We start from the raw sequence: 19,582 nt of genomic DNA on the forward strand, positions 1-19,582 counted from the left end.
TGCAAAGGTACGGTGGACGAACATTGCCCAAGTACCGCTATCGCTACCTGAAATAAAATTTGACGACAACTTTCCGTAATCGGAGATGACGGTATTTCATAAAATTTCATTGCAGGTTCCTTGCTCATCGTTCTTGCATCCCCCCGTTTGTGACGCACATGAAAACAACCCCTTTGGGCGAAGTCAAAAGGCTTCAAGAAAAGGGAAATAAAAAAAACAATAAATCAAAAGACAATGAGCAAGTACGATTTCATCAAGCAAGGCAACCTCCTTTTTTGGCACACTGCCGATAATGATATAGAATGTCGAATTATCTCAACTCCCGAAAAAGTGGATAGTGACAGCATCATCTTAATCTCAACAAGCTCTTCCGAGACAGAGGTTTTGGCATCGGAGTTATTACCTATTGGCTCATCAAGAAGCCACAAAGAGGAGTTTATGCGCTGGAAGAAAGAGCGTGAAGCCGAGGGCATGGAGTTTTTCAGCCGGTTGTCCGAAGTCATGGAAACAGACAGTGATTTGGCTGTAGGCGATATGGTGGCGTTTACAAACGACTACGGGGTGGTATTTGGCCCCAAAGAAGTATTAGCTTTCAGAAAACCTTGGAATGGCTATAGATGCGTATATATCGACAGTGATGCTTATTGGTTTCCAGACCGTCCCGAACAACTCACCATACTCAGCAAAGGAGGTACAGAATGACAACAAACGACATACTCAAACGACTTTGCGGCAATATTGCCGCAGGTCGTTTCAACTGGCGAAAATACTGCACGCCGCAATCTTACTTCGGTTGGGAGATTTGCGTTACCCCTCTGCATTGCTCTTACGGACAGATAGGCTACACCGTTCATTTCCCTTATACCAATATACCGGAAGTGGAATACGATTGGGAAATGGGCAAACTGACCATTGACGGCGAGAAATGGAAAAGTTATTTGCGGAACGAATAATAATAAATATCAATATGGCACAGAATTTTTATACCAAATGGCAGGACGCTATACTTGCAGATGCAGGAGACTATGTTTCAAAAGAGTACCGCAGTTTCCAGACAGCATTGGTGCGTGAGATTTCCAAATATGCCGCAGCCGTTGGTGCAAAGGTGGCTTCCAATTCAAAAGGGCATTATGACACCTCCTGCTTCATTGAGCGCAACGGCAAGTTCGTTTACATCAGCCACTCTTCCGGTCTGTCACGAATGGGCAGCGGCGTAAGAATTGAACTCGATTCGTTTCTGATACGGACAGCTCAAAATGGAAAGGACTACCGAGGGGGATGTAACCAGTATTGCGACATAGCAAATTTACAGTCTATGATAGACGGTTTGTTGGGGAAATAAACTGCAAAAAAGATGCGGAGCCAACCAGTTCCGCATCTTTTTCTTTCCATCCTTACCGGCGCATACCGCTGCCGTATTCTGCCTCTTGTAGTTCTGCCCGATACTCTTCCAGCTCGTTCAGCTTCTCGTTCACGGCTTGCAGATTGGCATCCAGCCCGACATTGTGGTCGTAAGGGAAACGATGCTGCGCGACCAGCCCGGCATTGGTGGGTTGCCCGACATCAAGCGTATCGGATTCCTTGTTATATTCGACATATAGCACTTCACCGTTCGGCATCTCGAAGGCCGGAATCTTTTGATACGCCAAAGCGGAGAACTGTTCCGCCGCCATCTCCCTGGCAACCCCTTTTATTGTATCTCCGGCGATATCGACACCGTAACGCCGGATATGGTCTCGGATTTCCTGCTCCGTGAATTTCAACATCACCTCGTAGGTTCCCCCGACACTCCCGTTGTACACGACAGCGAAATTCTCATCCTCGGCAATAAGGCTGTCACCCTTGTTGTTCGTGGCCGATAAATAAGTATGCTGTTCGTTGATGCCATTGCCGTCGTAATACTCCTTGGCAAGCGTCAGCAATCCCTCGTAATCGCCTTTCTCCCGAAGTTCGTCAAGCTGCCTCGTGTCATCCGAAAATTGGAGATACGCAACAGAAGAATAAAATGTATTCTCCTTTGCTGCCGCTCCGTTTTCCTGCTTCTCGCCGACATTTTGTTCCAGTTCTTGCGCTATCTTATCCACCTTCTGGGTAATCATCGAGGTTGCCCTTTTCACGTCCAGAAGCGTTGTCTTGATGAACTGTGGCGATTCCTTCAGCTCATCAAGCCAACCTTTAAGATACGCGCAACTGTCCTCCTTGATATGCTTGGTCATGCCGTAACGCTGTGCGACCAGTGCGCTGCCTAACTCTGCCACCAGTTCCTCACGGGCATATTCAGGAGAACCGAAAGTAGTCGGCTTGAACCTGTCAAGTACGTTTTCCGCTCCGGTGGAGTGCGTCATCTCGTGGAACAGTGTCCCGTAGAACGATTCTCCCGATTTGAACTGCTCCTTTTCGGGTACGATGATTTCGTTCTTCGTGATGGAATAGTAGGCGTCATTCTGATATTTCGGCGTAATCGGACAAATCCACAGGTTATCCCTTATCATCGTATCGACTGGGGCAAAACTGAAATGCTCGCCCTCCTCGATTGCCGGACGCGAATTTTCTCGCTCCAGTTTTTGCCACAGCTCCGGTCTCGCTTCCTGCAAGTTAGTTTGCGCGACATTGAAGACCCGGAACACCTGCATCTTCGGATAGACATTGTATTGTTCCTTTTCGTCATCGGAGAGTTTCTTGTAATCGTCATACTTGATTTTCTCCTTAGTCTCCTTATGGATACAAGTGAACGTGGTGAGCATGACCGGAAAGGATTTTTCACCACGAAGCACGGAGACACGCGGCAGTTCCTCTCTATCCTTTCCGGGCTTATTGAGCTTCTGAACACAATCGAACGTGCAGAAACGGGGAATCTTGTACCCTTCTTTCTCGCAGTGCAAAAGCAGCATAAAAGCATTCATCCCGTTGTACTCGCGCCCGTGAAGGTTGCGGGGCCACTGTAGCGTACCCTCCGTAAACCAAGGCTTTTTCCAGTCCTTTTGAATGCCCTCGATTTTCTCGATCATCATTTCGGCGAACAGGTCAAGAGCCTTGTCCTCGCTGTTCGGTCCGTCGGCATTCTTCTTTCTGTAACCGGCCATAACCCTTATTGATTATAGTTAGACGAATCCGCCACATATTGCGTCAGTTCCTCCATCTTGCAGGAAAGGTTGATTTTCCCGTTGTGTGCCGACAGGTTCATTTCACCTTTGGCATCCACCTTTACACCCGGCTGCAACCACGCTTCGCGCTCCTTACCGAAACAGAAGAAGCGCACCCACTGGTACTCGAAGCCGTCATCGACCTTCTCTGCGCTAAACGCCGAGAACACCGTATAAGGCTGGTCTTTCTTATCCCTTTTTTCCTCGATGTTCTGGCCGACCTTACCACGAAACACCAGCTCGCCCTTGACGCAATCCGCATCATCCGTAGCGGCATTGCAGATTTCATCGGCGAACAGGTTGAAATATAGCTTGTCGCCCCGGCGTTTGAGATACATCGTACCCCTCACTTCTACACGGGAGCCGTTCCGATAACCGGCGGCTTCCTCCTGACAGCCCTCCTTGCGGACATCCACCTCGATAGTGTGCCCGCCACCCGTCGCCGGAATCTGTACCCGGAGCGGAAACACCAGAAATTCTTTCTCTTCTTTATTCTTGCGAACCGACGCATCGCGGCCGATAACGCCGCATACCGTAACATTACATTTAATCATCTGTTTTTTGTCTTTAATGATACATGGATCATCCGGACAAGTGATACATGGGTTGATTGATGTTGAACTGTTGTAGAGTGCGGTCAGTCGGGTGCGCGTATCATCGCCCAGACCATCCATCCGGCGATGGCTAATTGCACGCCCACGACAACGAGCGTCCCGATCCATCCCAACAGCAGGTAGCAGAACCGGAGGTGCAACGCAAGGAGGGAAACTCCCGCCAGACACTTGCATAGCTGTATCATCACGCATTTTATCATATCGCCATGCCTTTATCTTCGCAGGTTTTCCGTTTGTCCCTGTTGCCGGGTCATCCCCTGCTCAAAATTCTGTGAGGCCGCTTCCGACAGGATAACCGTATTCAGCATACCGGTTACACGCATCTGTTTGGCCTCTTCCGTGAGTGTACCGTTGTTCAACGTGGCAGACAACCGGTTCAGCTCGGAAGCGGTCAGCTCCCGCGAGACATGCAGTTCCCCGTTGTCCGCTTTCAGAATGGCCTTGCCGTTCTCGCCGATAGTCAGGTCGCAGTTCTTCATATTCGGCAACAACGGCTTCAGGTCGATGGTACGAAGATCCATCGCGGCGGATATCGCCGTCTTCTGTTCCTCTTCCTCCCGGTTATCAATCTGTGTGGCTAAAAGCATCAGGGAGGCGAAAGCGGTCATCGCCATCTCCACAATCGGGTCGTTGCATCCCGATATTCCCACACCGCTATCCTCCGACGAAAGGAGTTTTTTCATCCATCCGTCTGGCGAAAGGTTCTTTTCAGGCACGGTATCTTCCGCCGCCTTGTATTTGACGAGCAGGTCATTTCCGTTGTGCAGCATTTGCAATTTGATATGTCCTTTCTGTGCGATTTCAGCCAGATACGCCGCAGGGTCTATATCCCGTTTCGTCCCGTCGGCATAGATATTCTTCACACCGAAATGCAGATGTTCCCCGGTCGTCCGTGTCCCCGTATTGCCCGATGTGCCAAGCCGTCCGCCTGCCTGTACCGTATCGCCGACCTTGACGGAAATCTCCTTGAGGTGCATATAGGTACATTGTACCTTGCTGCCGTCCGTCCGAGCATATTCCACCGTCAGCGACTTGCCGCCGGGTGTATTCTTGTTCTGGTTTACCGCCACGACCTTGCCGCCGCTCTCCGTAGCCAGTACCGCGTCGGCTTTGCAACGGATATCCACGCCCTTGTGCATCTGTTGCTTTGTGCTGTCCAACGGGTCTTGCCGTGTTCCGAACGGAGAGGTAATGAACAGAAATTCCTCCCGTTCCACCGGGAACGAATACCCCGTTCCATGTTCCGCACTCTCGGAAGTCTGGAGCGGATTGTGTTCCACCCCGAACTGCCGGCCTTGTGCCGTCATCTCCTGCATCACCTGTCTGTCATACTTCTGCAAGCCGTTCTGCTCAATGATTTTCTGCAGGTTCTCGGCATACTTGCCGCCTGTGGCGTAACCGGCTTTCTCAATGCTTTGTGCCCAGCCCTTGTAATCGTCCGGGGAGAGTTTGAAGCAACCGGCATAGCGGCTGTTCTCCTTCAAAAAGCGGGAATGATGCTCGTATGAATCACCCACGCTGTCATAGCTGCAGAACTTTTCATTCGGCTTATCATCGGTGTAGATTCCGTATTTGCCGCCTTCGGCAATCCACGAGGAAGTTGCCTTGATGCCGAAATGGTTGTTCTCGTTCCTTGCCAGACGGCTCTGTCCGTTGCTGCTTTCCAGTATGCCTTGCGCCAATGTGACGGAAGCCGGGATGCCATACCTTCGCATCTGTGCCATCGCATAATCTGCGTATTGCAGTGCATATTCCTGATTCTTGGTCATAATCGTCACTCCTTATCTATGAATACCCCTATGTGTTTCCTGCTCGTCCTGCCGTTTATCCTGTAGCTCTATCTCACTGATGGCGACACGCTCACCAGCACGGACAAGTTTGGGCAGATAGCTGTCCAGTTGCGTCCTTGGGAACTCTGCGAAAGCCGAAAATCCACGTTCCGGATATTTCTTCATCGTAATCCCCAATATATCAGCTCCCTTTGCCGCATCCTCATTATAAAGCCGATAGACTTCTCCTGCACGAATCAGATACAGGGCGTCGGGATGCTTTTCCTTGAGGTTGTCCCAAAACTGCCGTTTCGGAGACATATTTTCATCATTCGTCTCTTCCGACCGATTTTCCGCCACCACCTCATTCTGTTGCCGTACCTGCTCTTCCGCTTTCTGTTCCCCGACGGATTGTCCCTTTTGCAGCACATCGGCAAACAGCGTAGCCGCCAAATGCCGCTTGTAGCCGTCACGGTCTTCCGCCACCCACATCCGTTGCCACTGCTGTGGAGTGACGCTGCGGGGCTGCAGCTTTTGTCCGTCGATGGTTGCCACACACTGGATTCCATCCTGCCTGGTCTTGAAGATGGCAACACGCTGAATACGGTTCAGGTCAATCTCCGGCGTATCGCTGCCGAACAAATCCACTTTCAGGTCGGGTTTGACCTCCGCCAGTGCATAATACTTGTGCGCCAGCTCCATCCGTACCTTGTCGATGTTGTCCATCGCCTGCTTGAGCGTGGAGAAAAAACGGTTCACATCCTCCTTGTCGGGATAGACGCTGTACCCCTCCTTGTTTTCCGGCTTGATATAGAGTGCCCAACGGTTCTTGTCATCCTGAATCATCTGCACGGCATCGAACCCGACCTCATTCGCCCGTCTGACAGCTTCCGACACGTCCAGCGTGGAGAGCTTTTCCAACGTGTAGTTCCTTAACCGGGCCAGTGTCACCATTTTTTCATTGAAATAGCTGTCATCGGGTCTGTAACCCAATGCACCGTCAGTATTATAGAAACGCACCTGCTCGATACCCTCTTTCTGCAATGCCCGTTCGATACGCCCCTTGTTCATGCCGGGAATCTCGTTGTTCGCCTCGGTCGAAGCTCCTGCCGGCAAAATGACATCCGCCGATTTCGCCTCCCGGTCGATGACGAGGACGATGCTTTTCGCCGCCTTGTCCGGGTGCTGGCGGATTTCATTCGCCACAAAGTAATGCTTGGGCATCTGTTCCTGCATGGTCGTGGTCTGCCGTCTGTTTCGCAGGGTGGCGTACTCAATTTTCTCGCCCCGTTCCGCTTTTCGGATAACATCAAGCGCATTGTTCACGTCGCTTTCGAGAGCGTCCATTATACACGGGTTTTCCTTGAACTCCCGACACCAGTAATCCACCGTCTTCAGGCTTGCATCGGACAAACGCGCGGGCAGTCCCAGTTCCAACATCTTGATACCCGAAGCCAGTTCCACAACCAACCTTTCATATTTTACCGCATCCTCTGACGGAGCCACACCATTCTTCATGACCATGCCTTCACGGGCAAGTCGTTGTTGATGTCCTGTGGCACTCACGATCTGCCGCAAGGCTTCCTGCACATAATCGTGGTAATGCTCAAAATCCTTTTGGCGCGGCATATAGACCGCATCTTTGTCCGTCTCGTAATGAGGAACTCCGCTACCGTCCGAGCGCACGGGAACGAGGTTGTCCCGCATCTTCAATAGAAAGTCGTTGAACCGAGTGCGCAACCTGCGGTTGTCCGCCTCGGCATATCCTCTTTCCTGAACACTGCCGTCCTGCTTTACCGCATCCTCGTAAGCCGGCTTGTCCACGTAGGGCAACGTCGTCTGGTCGATATTGAAAAGCGTGCGGATTTCTCGGTTGTGGACACCCTTGAACTGTGCCTTCTGCTCTTCGTCCAATTGGAGATAGGCGGTACGGTCGATGGTTTCATTCGGATTGTTCCGGTTGACATACTTGTTCCAGTTATAGAACAGGAACGGTACGCCCTGCTCATGCTCCCGTACCGCAGCCCCCCGTGCCTTGGTTTCACTGTAAAGCGTGAACAGGTTGGTCTTGCATCCGTTATTGTCCGAATGCAAGGCCATAAAGAGGGCATTGAACGGGCTGGCCGAGACCCCTTGCGGATAGAGCCGGGGAAATCCCTTGCCCGATACGTTGAGCCAATGGCCGCCGGCGTTCGATGCCCCGCCCAGTGCGGCAGACAGCAGTTCCGTCTGCTTTTCTTCGGCTTTTTTTTCGATTTGCGACTTTTCTTTCATATCATCATGCTTTTATTGTTCATGGATTTATTGGATGCCCCGTGTGCGCACAATCGTCTCCCGCTGTCCGTCGTCGTAATTCTGCGAGGCAATATGGCGCAACTGGTCGCTCTTGGCAAGCACGGCGTTCGCCAGCGTGTTCAGCGGCAATGCCCCTGCACGGTAAGCCTCCGCGACGGTCGGCGTGAGCTGGATGGTACAAGGCACACGGTCTATCGTGGCGATGAGCGTGCTGCCTTGCAGTACAGGGTTTACGATACGGGAATTGAGCGGTTCGTCGGGATAACGGCGGTACTGGTTTTCCGTATGCACGTCGGCGGACGGCATGGGACGCCCCAACGCCTCGTGTCCAGCCTTGTTCAGCAAGTTCGCGCCGCCCAGACCGACAAGGAGCATCTTCAGCAGCGGGTTACGCACGAACAGACCGGCCACAATACTCGCTATCGGCAACAGGTTGTCCCCAAAGCGCAACGATTGCGTCTTGCCGGTAAAAGCTCCCAGCAGGATGTCGGGCAGCATGGCCATGACATATCCGAGGTTGCCCGTGATATCGCCCAATCCCTCTAATCCCAATGTACCGAGCAATCCGCTCCATCCGTTCGTGTTGGTCTGCACAGCCTCTCTCTCTTGCTTTTCTTCCTCATGTGGAATAACCACCTGCCGTTCCTCTTTCTCCACTTTTTCCCTCTGTTCCATTTCCGGCTGTGTTGATTCCTTTGTGGATTTTACAGCCGTTGCATTCTTATATTTCTCCAAATGCTTCAAATAGGCTTCTTCCTGTCCGGGAGCGACGATGAGCGGCACATCCTTGTACCGTTCGGCACGTTCATTTTTCTTTTCAGGGTGTCCGGGCTTTTCGGACATTTGGAAAGGGGTAAACTTTGGTGTCTGCATCCACTCCAAAAAATTAAAGTTCATCACAGGTATTTTTTTCTTCAACTGCTCGTTGGCCGCCACAATAAGCGCACTATCACCCGTCTGTACTGTTGCAGCCTCCTTACGGAAGTCCGTAAACACGTTCCGTTCGCTACCGAACACACCTTTGCTGATACATTGCTCCACAGAGAGCTTGGGCGACTTTTCAGGCTCGAAGCGTGAGGCGACTGCCGAGATAGCCACGTCCGCCCCGACAAACTTTGCCAATGTCGCCCACGAACCTGCGCCACCCATCATGACGGCATCCGCCGTTGCGCCCAATACCCGACCCGCACCTTTTTCCCATCCTTTCGGACGGTAGGCCGCTTCGCCCCGTGCCTCGATTTCCTCAGCAAGCGGCGAGCGGTTCAAGGTCTGCGAAAGTCCGAGCAAGCTTGATTCTGCGGCTTTGCGGATGATGTAGTCGGCTGACGATTTCGGCATTCGCTCCTTGACCAGCCGGTCGATCATCAGTTCCTCTACCCGGTAGTCCATATAGGCGTAGGCAAGGTCACCGCCCAATTGTTCCGACAGTTCGTTGTACCGTTCACGCCCGATTTCCCGCACGACGGTATCGCGCCATTGCCCGGCCATGTATGCGAGGTCTTGCTGTATCTCCTTGGAGCCGGTAATCTCCGCCTTGCACATTCCGATGTAGTCCTCCGTCGTCTTCGAGTTCCATTCGCCCGTAACCTTGAGTACCTGGTACGGGTCGCCCATCGGCTGTGCCGCAGACGCCATTGCGCTGAGTATGCCGCCCAATGAGGTGGAATACTCCCTCATTTCCTCGCCCTGCTTCTTCGTGAGGAAAGCCTGCGTTTTCGACATGACGGGAGCGAGATGGCAATGGAAATAATCGCTCACAAGACGTTCTATTTCCGCGAATTGCCGGCTATGTCTGATTCCATCCATGTTGTGTATTATATATTTATCTGTTTCAATAGCTGTTCTTTCGTCTGCTCGATGGCGTTGTGGTAAACCTCCATCTGCCGGGGAAAGAACTCTTCCAGCCATGCGTCCTTTTCGATGTTGTCCTGCATGAACCGTATCGCCTGCTCCCGTTCGATTTCGACGGATGTCTCGCCCTCTTCCCGATTGTTGAACCATGCCTTGGTCCACCAGCGCACACCCGCCCGGTCGGGATAGACCGTGACAAGCCTCGGTATGTCGAAGCTCTGTATGTCGATGTCCAGTTCCGCCAACGGGTCTATGATGCCGCCATAGGTCAGGGCTTCGTCATGGAGTTTTTTTTTATGTCGCTGCTCGCAGTGGAGAGGTACACATCATGCCGCAGGGCGAGGTAATGCAGGAAATCCGCAATAAGGAGGTTCTGCACCTTGCAGGCCAGCGGCATGGCCTTGTGTCCCAGTCCGAGCGGATTGGCCATGCTCGGCATATTCTCGTAGAAATACTCCTTCATCGCGCCCACCGTGAAGATGTGGCGTAGCGACTGCTCCGTATTCCGGGGCAAGGTGTATGCTCCATGCCGCAAATCCTCCATATAGTGCGGCAGGAAGTGCAGCATCAGTTCCTCTATCTCCCTTTTGTCCCGTTCATAATCGGTTTTCAGTTCCATCTCCAAGCCGGATAAATAGTCTGTCTCGTGTCCGCCGGCCTGACGCATTGCCTGTATGTTCCCGTACAGCATCGTCAGGAACTCCAGCGGGTTCAGTTCCTCGCCCTTGAAGCGGACGGTCATGTGCAGTTTGTCACCGCTCAAAGCTACCGTCTGTCCGGCCTTTACACGCTGTCCGAATTGAGCGAAGACATTGGACAGATTTCCGTATGTCACCTCATACTCCCCGTAGCGGATGGTCTGGCAGATGCCGTGTCCGGAATCGTTGCCCACGCCCGACACAATGCCGCTGGCGAGGGCAGAAAGCATATAGCACCGCACGTTGAAGTCAATGCCGTGATGAAAGAATTTCTCGCCCGTCGCCGGGTCGGTCTGTTCGCCGTAGCCGAGCGACAGCTCCACGTCTTTGCCCTGCTGTTCCTCGAAAGGCATACAATAACCGCTATCGGATTGCAGGATCATTTCTTCTGTATATTTCATGCTGTTTACCTATTGATTCATATCCCTATCTTCTCATCCCTCCGCCATGCGTCTGTTCCTCTGCCGGAAGTTCGGGCGTCCGGGTGCGCTGCACGTTTTCTGTCTCCGGCGTTCGGAAGACACCCGCATTGTTGCCGATGAGCATCATGCCGAGGAATGCGCCGGCAATCTTGCCCAGCCAGCCGAAGCGTCCGAATATGAGGAACGCCGCCGCAACCAGCCCGGCAATACTCAGCCCCGACACGTTGCCGCTGCCGAGGTTACGGAAAAAGTTGCCGAACATATCAAGGCCTCCGCCACCGGAGGCTTGGCGCAAAAAGTTCGACACACCGTTCAGCTTGTTGTCGATGCCGGTTACCGCACCGCTGACCGAACTGACGGCTTCCCCGGCCTTGCCCGTCAGTTCACGCACTCCGTCCGCCGTCTCCGCGAGGGTATTCGTTGCCGGTTCGCCGATGACCGCATCGCTCACGATACGCACCACGCTTTTGTCGGTGGTCAGCTTCTCCCAGCCCACATAACCGACCGCACCGCCGATGGTCGCCGTCTTGACGGCCTGACCCGCGCCACGCAAGGTCTGCGAAGGGTGCAGCACTGCCTTACCCATACTTTTGCCGGTAGTCGCTGTAGCCGTACCGACACCTTTCATGGCCTTGCCGCCATATTTCAATAGTGTACTCCAAACGCCCATACGTTGTCTGTTTTTAAGGTCTTACATTTCTTCCTATCTGCCGCCAGCGTCTTTTGGCGGCTTCCACGATATCCCGTTTGTCGGCTGCCGGGCGTGCCCCCTCGTCGATTTCACGCCAGATGTCGCCCATCGTCGTGTATTTCACCGCCTTGGTCAGCCGTTGCAGTTTCTTGTTCATCATCTTGAGCTTCGGACGGATGCCAAATACGATTTCCATGCGCTCCTTCTCCGTCATTTTGTTGTCTGACAGGCACGCCATGCGGATGTCATTCACAATCTCCACGCTGTTCATAATCAGTTCCCGGTAAATGCGGTTCCGTTGCGTGGAGAGAGCAACGGCCAGCGCGTTGGGACTATTGCGGCTTACCTGTCTGGTAAAGTCTCCCATATTGTCCGTCAGCCTTGATATTTCGTGGTAAAAACCGTATATCTGCGCTGCGTAGCAGATTATCGACCGGAAAGAGTCCAAATAGTTGTTGAACTCCCGTTGCAGGTCGGTCGTGGCTTTCACTTCCTCTTTCGTCCACAGGTGTCCGGTGGTCTGTATCAGCATGACCTTCTCCTGGTTCTTCAGCTCCTTTTCCGCCTTGTCGGTATAGAGCAGGATCATCCCGGCAAGCACGGGGTCGTTCTGTGCCCGAACCTTGCCGATACCGATGCACAGCAATAAGATGCCTATCCAAATCGTCCGTTTCATCATTCACCTGATTTTATCGTGCAAGGACGGCAGCCCTGCGCCAACGGGACATGGCCATCCGTGCCGCCTCTCCGTTGTTGCGGTCGAGCATCCCGGCCGTCACGTTGTTCCACACGTCATTGAGGGTATAGTACCGTATGCTCAGGTAGAGCAGGTGCAGCTTCCGGCTGAAAACCGAAAGTTTGTCGTTCAACGCCCACAAGGTCTTGCTGCGTTCCGCACCCGTGAGCATATTCTCTTTGCCGCCCTTGGCCACTGCGTCATTCAGGAGCGTGAAGACCGATACCAGTTCCGTTGCCGTCTCGATATACAGATTGTTCATGCTCATGGAGGCGATGATGCCCTGCGGGTTGTTTCGGATGGCGTTGCCCAATTTCCCTAACGTGAGAAAGATTCTCACGCCGTCGTTGTAGAGATGGGTGCAGGCTTTCAGCGATGAAGCGTAGCCGCTTACCGTCTTGAGATAACTGTTGTACTGCTTCTCCCATTTGTGGATGCGGTTAAACTCGGCGGCGATGCTGTTCTGCAGCATAGCTGTCTTCGTCTGACCATTTATCTGTTTCTCTATTTGGTCATTGATAACCTCGTTGCCCTCGGCCAACGCCATCCATTCCAACGGATTGGACGCCGTGATTTGGGCTTTTGCCCAGTGTGGCATCAGGCAGAGGGCAAAAATGACCAGACTAATGATTCGTGATTTCATATATTCCCTTTTTTCGTTTGTTATACTCGACCCGTTCCCGGATAAGCGTTACCACATCGAAGTTGTGTCTGATGCCTACCAAATCAAGCCGGGGTGTATTCCTGTCCATCGAGAAGATGCGTACCGTCTTTAGGCCGCAAAGCTGCTGCATGAGGCTTTGGTGTTCCACAAAGTCCACGATACGATATTGTTCCATGTAGTCCGTCTTCCGGGACAGCACCCCATGCCTGCTGATAAGCTGCTCGCTACCGATGTGGTAGCGTGTCCGGCGCAGATAGATGAAACGGTACAGCAATGCCAAAGAAAGCAATGCGGCAACCGATACGGCAAGAGCTGTCAGAGGCAGTCCCTCCATGCCACCGTACACCCATGCTGCACAGCACAATACGATTGCGGGCAGCTCGTCGATGACGAACTGTCCGGCGTGCGGTTGCAGCACGATGCTTTGGAAATGTCCTGTGGGTGCATCGGTCATCATCGGCGAAAGTGTGTTTGTTGTTCCTCTTCCGGTGACTGTTCTCTCGCCTGTGTCTCATCGACCGTCTCTTCCTGTTTCTGCCCGGCCAAAAGCTGTTCGTTCCAGTCCTTGTTGGGATAGGTAGGCTGTTCACGGACAAAAGAGGCGTCATTCGCCTTGTCCAGACCGAGGAACTCCCGCAATCCTTCACGGAACTCCTTGTAATTTCCGTTCATGATATCCGTCTGTTCCCGTATGTCGTCCGGATGGCACAGGCCGCTCGAACGCATCGACATGGCTTCTTCCCATGCGGATTCATATTTCCCGTAGCTCGACCGCAAAGCGTCGGGCAGCAGGTCTATGTCTCCTTCATCGAGGTTCTTGCCGTCAGCGACGGAATCCAGATAAGGCTTCCGCTCCGGTGTCTCCTCGATGGTGGAACGGACAGCCCGGTACATCTCCTGTTGCAGGTTCTTGGCAAACTCGATTCCCGCAAGGTCGGTATCGAAACAGATGTGTTGCTTGGCAGGAAGCGAGAGCGTGAGGACACCCCGCATCTGTTCCACCGTCGGGTTACCGCCGGTAGATATGAAGACCGCTTTCCGCAAATCCTTGTCGTTGGCCTGATGAAGCTGGTAATAGGCCATCGCGTCGTATGCACTCTCGAACCAGTAGATATGCTTGGCTTCGGTAAGCGTAGTTTTGGCTGGGCTGGCAATCCATAGCCCTTGGCTCGAATTGCTCCCTTCCGCCTTCCCTTTATAACTGCCGCTGCCATCCATGCGAGGGCGCCCTCGCTCTTCCAGACCGACAACCTGTCCCGTATCTTTCGGAACGGTCAGCGGAAAGGCGAGGTTGGTGTATTTCATGCCGTCCTCACGGTGTTTCGTCGCCAGACAAAAGTTCCGGTGGAAGGCGTATTGCGTGTAAAGGTCGATGCCCCGATGCTTGAAGAACGGATAGAACTTCTTTTGTGTCGCCCGATCCTGCGGATTGAACTGGTGAATGTCGTAATCCGCCATGTCAAACGGCTTCACATCCCGTTTAGGCTGGATAATCCGGGTATCCCGGTCAGCGACGGGATGGTTCAGCAACCGGTTGCAGACAAGGTTTACCAGTCGGTCGGGAGACACACCGGCATGGTATTCCGCGAAAAAATGCGGATGCTCCTTGATAAAGGAAATGATGTTATACGACTTCTGCTGTTGCGGTTTGAAACAACATTTCCCTTGCTGCGTGACAATGAATTTGTCGTTGCGGATGCGCCGCCCCTCGCTGTCCAACCGGACATACGAGGGATAGCGCAGGCCGTCACGCCGGTTCAGGTGATAGCCCGCGTCGATAAGCACGTCCTGAATGTTCAGCCTGCGCAGAAAATCGTCATAAGTCAGTTCGCCCTCTCTCATGGTTTACCTCCCCATTCTCATATCATTGATTTCACGGTTCATCTCTGCCTCGAAACAACGGATGGCCACATCCCTCGGCGTATCGACACCCGGCTTGAAGTACGGGCGTGGCGGACCGCCGAAACACTCGCCGTAGAACTCCGGGGCATGGCAGTGATGGTGGATGCCGTGTGCGACACCCGCCGCGACTACCGTACCTGCGGTGAGGGCGGCAAAGATTTTCGTGCCGAGACCCCGCTGTGCTTCCGGGCGTGTTTTCATGTCCACTTCGCTGAAAATCTTGGAAAAGAGCTTCATCCGGTGATAGTCATCCACAGCAAGGAACTTGTCGTAGTCCCGTTGGGTTATCTCATGGCTGATAGCCTGACCGTCGATAACGGCGGTCATCCTGTATTTCCCCTCGGTCTGTGCCGGTTGAACGGCTATCTGGCTCACTTCGACTTCCCGCCCGTGTTTCTCTTCCCGATACCATCCCTTGTTTTCATTCAAAAACTGGAGGTCACGCCCGTCCACTACCGCACCGATATTTCCCTGTACGGATTCCTCTTGCTGTTGCAGCGAGGTTTTCACTGGCATAAAAGCCTCTTGCTCCTGCCGTTGGCGTTGTTTCAAATCCTGCTGTACTTCGGGATGCAGACCGATAGCGATGCGTTGATCGCTGTTGAGAGCCTCCATCGTCACTTTGTCGGAAAAGTCAGCCCCGATAATGCCGTTCAGCAGTTCCAGACGTTTCTCTACGGGCTGCTCCTCGATGGGTGCGGCAACCAGTGTCCTCACTTCCTCTTCCGTCAGGTCATAGACCATATCGGCTTGGACGCTTTCCGACTGCACGGTCAGCGTCTGCTTTTCCGCATCCACGACAAGACCGTGCGAGGCAAGGCACTCCGCCCATTTCTCGTTGGAGAAATAGACCGGAGAGGCTATAAGCTCCTTGTACGGCCGTGCCGGTTCCTTGCTGCGTGGACGGCTGACCATCGGCGTGATAGCCGCCTGCAAGTCCTGCAGCACATCCCGTTGCTGTACGGGCTGCTCCTGTTGATGCCCCTTGTAATAGAAGCCGTAACCGCCTGATTGCAGTTCGCCGGGCTTCATGCGCCCGTCGGGGCGTTCGGGTACGATGGACGGCCCCGGAAAGAACAGTTGGCCGCCGACCCTGCGAAGGTGGAAGCCCAACTGGTTGCGAGGTGTCCAGCCAAGGAACGGCGGGGGCATTCCCATACGCCCCATGCGCCCGTACTCGCCGATGACGATGCGGTAGCCGTGCAGCCCCATAGCCACACGACCGTTGGCATTGCGGGCATGGACGAAGTTCTTGGGCATATAGAAGTCCTTGCCCACGATGCTCGTCAGCACGTTGTAGGCCTTCTTGTTGGCAGTGTTCGTTCCCCAGTCCGTGAGTGCCAACATCTGACGTTCGGTGATCGGATAGACCAGCAGGGGCGAGTCATGTCCCTGCACGATCAGCCGATACCCTGCATCGTCAAGTGCAACATGGGCTTGAAGCCCGTTGCGCATCAGCATATCGCGCATTTCGGGCTGCAAGTCCATCTGCCGGGGATTGGTATTCGTTCGTATCGCCATAGTCTGATTGTTTTCGTTATGCGTCTCCGCTTTCCATTGCTGCCTCCAACTGTTCGTCCTTGAAGCGGACGAACTCGGCGGCGGATTCGTTGCCGACTGCAAGCCCTTTTTCCTCGCAGTAACGGGCGTATTCCTCCTGCCAGTCGGCGGAGAAATGATTGACGTAATCGAGCCAGCCGTATTCGCCGCTCTGCATCTTCCCGACAAGTACGTCTTCGGGATAATATTCGTTCTGTGCCATAATGTACGGATTGATGTTTTACTTATGGAGAGCTGTCGCACGATTGCGCTCGCCGCTCTTCTTCTGTTCGTTCCACAGCTCTTCGGTGTAGTCTTCCTCCGAAACGTAGTCAAGGTTACCGTCATCGTCCATGACCCAGCAGCCGTAGCACCCGAAGGTGTATTTGTCCCACTCTCGCTTGGGTTGGTTGCGCCATTGCTGCGCGTCGCCCGAACAGATGCGGATGCCGGTCTTGGCATGAAGGTCGATGCCCACTGTGGCAGGCTCGCCGCCCACGACTACCGTCAGCGGCTCGCCGTGCTGCATCCCGTTTACCTCCACCGTACCGAGGCGCATGACCTCGGCCAGCACTTTCAGGTTGCGTGCGATGATGGGCGTGGGGACATACATCACCTGTTTCGTCTCGGCGTCAATCTGTACGAAAGCCTTGCTGCTCCGTCCGTCCGACATTTCCACATCGGCGACAATCGCCTTGCCGTCGAGCAACTGTTTCTGCTGTGCTTCGTCATACCGCTCCAGTGGAGAGGATTTCAGTGCCGGATAGAACACCACATCCACCTGACCGTCGTCCATGCGGATAAAGGCAAAGCGGCTGCGGCTCTCGATTTGCCCGCCATGCTCGTCAGTGACACGCACGGGAAGCACGGGAGAATGCCGGCCGTTGCAGATGTCTTCCAACACACGCATCGGCAAGTCCTCGATCATTTCCCTTGTAAGACCGAATCGTTCCAGTGTCGAAAAGGGTAATTCATCAAATTCAATCTGAACTTTTTTCATACTATATTCATATTATAAAATTGTACTATACAAAGATAGAGACATCTTATTATGACGGACAAAAATACAGCTATATAAATGGTTGTAATATGCTGTTTTTATCTTCATTAGTACAATTATCTAATCAAAATCGTACTAATAGACGCAAAATATCAAACCAATACAAGAAATGACGGTAGTTTGTTTCCGACATGAAAATTCCCGTTATAACTTTGCCGAATGAGAAAAATTCTACTGATAGCAATATCGGGTATTTCATTCTGCACGATGCCCGTTCAGGCGCAGTTCAACACGATTGCCAAGACACCAGAAAGATACAAGGTAGAAGCCTTGCAGGAGGGTATGAAAAAGCCGGAGCCGACACCCGAAAGCATGGCTCCTGCACAGGAGACTTCGACAAAACCTGCCGATGAAAGTAAGAAGTTGTGGATTGACCGTTATCTCAGTGTGTCTTATCCATTGCAGCGCATCAGAATTACATCGCCATACGGCTACCGGAAAGACCCGTTTACCGGGAAGAGGAAGTTTCACGGGGGTATCGACCTGCACGCACGGGGCGAGCAGGTATTGGCCATGATGGAGGGGGTGGTCGTCAAAGTGGGACAAGACAAGACGTCCGGCAAGTATGTGACACTGCGGCACGGAAATTACACCGTCAGCTATTGCCACCTTTCACGGGTGCTGGCCGCCAAGGGTACGGTAGTCCGTCCCCGCGATGCCGTCGGTATTACCGGCTCGACCGGACGAAGTACAGGCGAGCACTTGCACGTCACCTGCAAGCTAAATGGCAAGAATATCAATCCCTCGGTTCTCTTCGATTACATCAAATCCATGCAGCAGGAGTGTGTGTCGGCATTAGCTGGACTGTTATAGGGCTGTTAAGCCAACACCTCATCCAGGTGACTGTAATTCAGAAGTTTGATTTCTCCAGCAGTATTTTCGAGTGTACCCGCATAGGCCACCGCCTTACCCAGTATGGTTTCTTTGACCCAGCCGTCCATTTGTTTCAACGCCTTCTCGAAGTCCGCATGGTAGGTCATCGCCGACTTGATTTCAATACCGTATAGCCCCGAATGTTTTTTCAACAGCAAATCGACCTCGTTCTGGTTCGAATCCCTGTAAAAATAGAGGTTGCTTTCCTTGCCTTGGTTATACCGCCGCTTCAAGGCTTCCGTTACGATGAAGTTCTCGAACAACGCCCCACGCATCTTGTCCCGTGCAAGCTGTTCCGGCGATTCGATGCCGAGCAGGTGACAGGCAAGCCCTGTATCCGTAAAATAGAGCTTGGGAGTTTTAGTCAGCCGTTTGCGTGTGTTCTCGAAATAGGGAGGTAGCAGGAAAACAATATAAGATGCCTGTAAGACGGACAGCCATGCCGTAACGGTATGTGAACTGACACCGATTTCGTTGGCCAGTTCAGAGGCTTTGAACAGCGATCCGATACGTCCGGCGCAAAGCCTGATGAATGTGTGGAACTGCATCATGTCCTTGATTTGTAGCAGGTCGCGCACGTCCTTGTCCAGATAGGTTTTCATGTACGCCGGATAAAGAAATTTGGGTATGTTACGGCCCGAATAAATGGCAGGGTAAAACCCGTTAAACAGCAGGTTGTCAAGAGGCGTATCGGTGATCTGCTCCCGTATTTCGGAGTATGACAGGGGGAGCAACTCGAAAACGGCGGTACGTCCTGCCAAAGACTGTGTAACCTTTTTCAGCATGGCAAACTGCGAACTGCCCGAAAGGATAAACCGCCGGTCGGCATCATTGTCCACCATACCCTGAATATACGACAGCAGGTTCGGAGCGTTGTGTACCTCGTCAAGAATCATGCACTCCGTGTGCTGGTTCAGAAAAGCGACCGGGTCGTTTTCGGCGAAACTCCGGACATCAAGATTTTCCAACGAGTAATACGGTAGGTATGAGAACAAGTTGCGGAGCAGCGTCGTCTTTCCGGACTGGCGCGGTCCTGTTACCGTAATGACTGAAAAATAGCGGTAAGCCTCTTCTATCACGGCGGATAGCTCCCTGTGGATATATTTTGCCTCCATACTGTTTATGCAATTTTGAAATACAACTGCAAAATTACATAAAATACGATACACCGCAAATTTTTCAGGGTATTTTCTCACATCCCAAGCCGTTTTTTCTATCATATACGACTCTTCTTTTTTACAAAATCCTTGCTTTTACCGGCAGGTCATTCTTTACTCTTTTCGTCGGCGAATGTAGGACGAAGCGCATAATCGCCAAGCCGCATT

At 52.7% G+C, this 19,582-nt stretch carries 20 protein-coding genes; 4 read left to right on the forward strand and 16 right to left on the reverse strand.

Features of this window, described 5'->3' with window-relative positions; genetic code table 11:
- Positions 1–234: 234 nt before the first annotated feature.
- From BQ5591_RS04305 to BQ5591_RS04315, 3 genes are read left to right on the forward strand one after another with little or no spacing between them, the layout of a single operon-like run.
- A complete protein-coding gene (locus tag BQ5591_RS04305) occupies positions 235–702 on the forward strand; it encodes a hypothetical protein (protein WP_004320562.1) in 468 nt (155 codons plus the stop codon).
- Positions 699–953 carry a hypothetical protein gene (locus BQ5591_RS04310; protein WP_004320560.1) on the forward strand — a complete coding sequence of 85 codons (255 nt, stop codon included), beginning with the start codon at positions 699–701 and terminating at the stop codon, positions 951–953. The genes BQ5591_RS04305 and BQ5591_RS04310 overlap by 4 nt, the downstream gene beginning before the upstream one ends.
- 14 nt (positions 954–967) lie before the next feature.
- A complete protein-coding gene (locus tag BQ5591_RS04315; RefSeq protein ID WP_004320558.1) occupies positions 968–1,342 on the forward strand; it encodes a hypothetical protein in 375 nt (124 codons plus the stop codon).
- A 52-nt stretch (positions 1,343–1,394) separates the two neighbouring features.
- On the opposite strand, the gene BQ5591_RS04320 is transcribed toward BQ5591_RS04315, so the two are convergent.
- From BQ5591_RS04320 to BQ5591_RS04390, 15 genes are all read right to left on the reverse strand, one after another.
- Positions 1,395–3,083 (reverse strand): zincin-like metallopeptidase domain-containing protein, encoded by a 1,689-nt coding sequence (locus BQ5591_RS04320; protein WP_071148615.1) that lies wholly within the window; start codon positions 3,081–3,083, stop codon positions 1,395–1,397.
- 5 nt (positions 3,084–3,088) lie between these two features.
- Positions 3,089–3,697: a hypothetical protein gene (locus tag BQ5591_RS04325; RefSeq protein ID WP_004320554.1), complete on the reverse strand. Its 609-nt coding sequence runs from the start codon at positions 3,695–3,697 to the stop codon at positions 3,089–3,091.
- A 272-nt stretch (positions 3,698–3,969) separates the two neighbouring features.
- On the reverse strand, positions 3,970–5,526 hold the full coding sequence (locus BQ5591_RS04330; RefSeq protein ID WP_004320549.1) for a glucosaminidase domain-containing protein: 1,557 nt from the start codon (positions 5,524–5,526) through the stop codon (positions 3,970–3,972).
- A 12-nt stretch (positions 5,527–5,538) separates the two neighbouring features.
- Entirely contained in the window at positions 5,539–7,800 is a 2,262-nt protein-coding gene (locus tag BQ5591_RS04335) for a MutS N-terminal domain-containing protein (RefSeq protein ID WP_004320548.1), read from the reverse strand.
- Between the two features lie 27 nt (positions 7,801–7,827).
- Positions 7,828–9,627: a hypothetical protein gene (locus tag BQ5591_RS04340; protein ID WP_004320545.1), complete on the reverse strand. Its 1,800-nt coding sequence runs from the start codon at positions 9,625–9,627 to the stop codon at positions 7,828–7,830.
- Between the two features lie 8 nt (positions 9,628–9,635).
- A complete protein-coding gene (locus BQ5591_RS04345; protein ID WP_004301295.1) occupies positions 9,636–9,917 on the reverse strand; it encodes a hypothetical protein in 282 nt (93 codons plus the stop codon).
- Between the two features lie 23 nt (positions 9,918–9,940).
- Entirely contained in the window at positions 9,941–10,771 is an 831-nt protein-coding gene (locus BQ5591_RS04350) for a M23 family metallopeptidase (protein WP_004320543.1), read from the reverse strand.
- A 25-nt stretch (positions 10,772–10,796) separates the two neighbouring features.
- Entirely contained in the window at positions 10,797–11,462 is a 666-nt protein-coding gene (locus BQ5591_RS04355; protein ID WP_004320541.1) for a hypothetical protein, read from the reverse strand.
- Between the two features lie 13 nt (positions 11,463–11,475).
- Positions 11,476–12,159, reverse strand: a complete 684-nt coding sequence (locus tag BQ5591_RS04360; protein ID WP_004320540.1) for a hypothetical protein — start codon at positions 12,157–12,159, stop codon at positions 11,476–11,478.
- Positions 12,160–12,172: 13 nt separating this feature from the next.
- Positions 12,173–12,862, reverse strand: a complete 690-nt coding sequence (locus BQ5591_RS04365; protein ID WP_004320537.1) for a hypothetical protein — start codon at positions 12,860–12,862, stop codon at positions 12,173–12,175.
- The gene (locus BQ5591_RS04370; RefSeq protein WP_004320535.1) at positions 12,843–13,340 is read right to left on the reverse strand and encodes a PH domain-containing protein; all 498 of its coding nucleotides are present in this window, start codon (positions 13,338–13,340) and stop codon (positions 12,843–12,845) included. Before BQ5591_RS04370 ends, BQ5591_RS04365 begins: the two co-directional genes overlap by 20 nt.
- Positions 13,337–14,725: a toprim domain-containing protein gene (locus tag BQ5591_RS04375; RefSeq protein WP_004320533.1), complete on the reverse strand. Its 1,389-nt coding sequence runs from the start codon at positions 14,723–14,725 to the stop codon at positions 13,337–13,339. Before BQ5591_RS04375 ends, BQ5591_RS04370 begins: the two co-directional genes overlap by 4 nt.
- A gap of 3 nt (positions 14,726–14,728) precedes the next feature.
- Positions 14,729–16,306: a hypothetical protein gene (locus BQ5591_RS04380; RefSeq protein ID WP_004320531.1), complete on the reverse strand. Its 1,578-nt coding sequence runs from the start codon at positions 16,304–16,306 to the stop codon at positions 14,729–14,731.
- A gap of 16 nt (positions 16,307–16,322) precedes the next feature.
- On the reverse strand, positions 16,323–16,547 hold the full coding sequence (locus tag BQ5591_RS04385; protein ID WP_004320530.1) for a hypothetical protein: 225 nt from the start codon (positions 16,545–16,547) through the stop codon (positions 16,323–16,325).
- Between the two features lie 18 nt (positions 16,548–16,565).
- A complete protein-coding gene (locus tag BQ5591_RS04390) occupies positions 16,566–17,324 on the reverse strand; it encodes a DUF4099 domain-containing protein (RefSeq protein ID WP_004320528.1) in 759 nt (252 codons plus the stop codon).
- A gap of 219 nt (positions 17,325–17,543) precedes the next feature.
- Between BQ5591_RS04390 and BQ5591_RS04395 the strand changes: the two genes are divergently transcribed.
- Positions 17,544–18,197, forward strand: a complete 654-nt coding sequence (locus BQ5591_RS04395) for a M23 family metallopeptidase (RefSeq protein WP_004320525.1) — start codon at positions 17,544–17,546, stop codon at positions 18,195–18,197.
- A 5-nt stretch (positions 18,198–18,202) separates the two neighbouring features.
- Here BQ5591_RS04395 and BQ5591_RS04400 read toward each other — a convergent pair whose 3' ends face one another.
- Positions 18,203–19,477 (reverse strand): ATP-binding protein, encoded by a 1,275-nt coding sequence (locus tag BQ5591_RS04400; protein ID WP_071148616.1) that lies wholly within the window; start codon positions 19,475–19,477, stop codon positions 18,203–18,205.
- Between the last annotated feature and the right edge of the window lie 105 nt (positions 19,478–19,582).

Origin of the sequence: Bacteroides ndongoniae, from assembly GCF_900108345.1 — a bacterium.
GTDB classification, from domain to species: Bacteria; Bacteroidota; Bacteroidia; order Bacteroidales; family Bacteroidaceae; genus Bacteroides; species Bacteroides ndongoniae.

Bases quoted from the DNA above. Each gene is read 5' to 3' on its own strand.
- BQ5591_RS04325 (WP_004320554.1), bottom strand. From the start codon at position 3,697: ATGATTAAATGTAATGTTACGGTATGCGGCGTTATCGGCCGCGATGCG.
- BQ5591_RS04330 (WP_004320549.1), bottom strand. From the start codon at position 5,526: ATGACCAAGAATCAGGAATATGCACTGCAATACGCAGATTATGCGATG.
- BQ5591_RS04350 (WP_004320543.1), bottom strand. From the start codon at position 10,771: ATGAAATATACAGAAGAAATGATCCTGCAATCCGATAGCGGTTATTGT.
- BQ5591_RS04380 (WP_004320531.1), bottom strand. From the start codon at position 16,306: ATGGCGATACGAACGAATACCAATCCCCGGCAGATGGACTTGCAGCCC.
- BQ5591_RS04395 (WP_004320525.1), top strand. From the start codon at position 17,544: ATGAGAAAAATTCTACTGATAGCAATATCGGGTATTTCATTCTGCACG.
- BQ5591_RS04375 (WP_004320533.1), bottom strand. From the start codon at position 14,725: ATGAGAGAGGGCGAACTGACTTATGACGATTTTCTGCGCAGGCTGAAC.
- BQ5591_RS04310 (WP_004320560.1), top strand. From the start codon at position 699: ATGACAACAAACGACATACTCAAACGACTTTGCGGCAATATTGCCGCA.
- BQ5591_RS04355 (WP_004320541.1), bottom strand. From the start codon at position 11,462: ATGGGCGTTTGGAGTACACTATTGAAATATGGCGGCAAGGCCATGAAA.
- BQ5591_RS04305 (WP_004320562.1), top strand. From the start codon at position 235: ATGAGCAAGTACGATTTCATCAAGCAAGGCAACCTCCTTTTTTGGCAC.
- BQ5591_RS04340 (WP_004320545.1), bottom strand. From the start codon at position 9,627: ATGGATGGAATCAGACATAGCCGGCAATTCGCGGAAATAGAACGTCTT.
- BQ5591_RS04335 (WP_004320548.1), bottom strand. From the start codon at position 7,800: ATGAAAGAAAAGTCGCAAATCGAAAAAAAAGCCGAAGAAAAGCAGACG.
- BQ5591_RS04365 (WP_004320537.1), bottom strand. From the start codon at position 12,862: ATGAAATCACGAATCATTAGTCTGGTCATTTTTGCCCTCTGCCTGATG.
- BQ5591_RS04390 (WP_004320528.1), bottom strand. From the start codon at position 17,324: ATGAAAAAAGTTCAGATTGAATTTGATGAATTACCCTTTTCGACACTG.
- BQ5591_RS04370 (WP_004320535.1), bottom strand. From the start codon at position 13,340: ATGATGACCGATGCACCCACAGGACATTTCCAAAGCATCGTGCTGCAA.
- BQ5591_RS04315 (WP_004320558.1), top strand. From the start codon at position 968: ATGGCACAGAATTTTTATACCAAATGGCAGGACGCTATACTTGCAGAT.
- BQ5591_RS04400 (WP_071148616.1), bottom strand. From the start codon at position 19,477: ATGATAGAAAAAACGGCTTGGGATGTGAGAAAATACCCTGAAAAATTT.
- BQ5591_RS04320 (WP_071148615.1), bottom strand. From the start codon at position 3,083: ATGGCCGGTTACAGAAAGAAGAATGCCGACGGACCGAACAGCGAGGAC.
- BQ5591_RS04360 (WP_004320540.1), bottom strand. From the start codon at position 12,159: ATGAAACGGACGATTTGGATAGGCATCTTATTGCTGTGCATCGGTATC.
- BQ5591_RS04385 (WP_004320530.1), bottom strand. From the start codon at position 16,547: ATGGCACAGAACGAATATTATCCCGAAGACGTACTTGTCGGGAAGATG.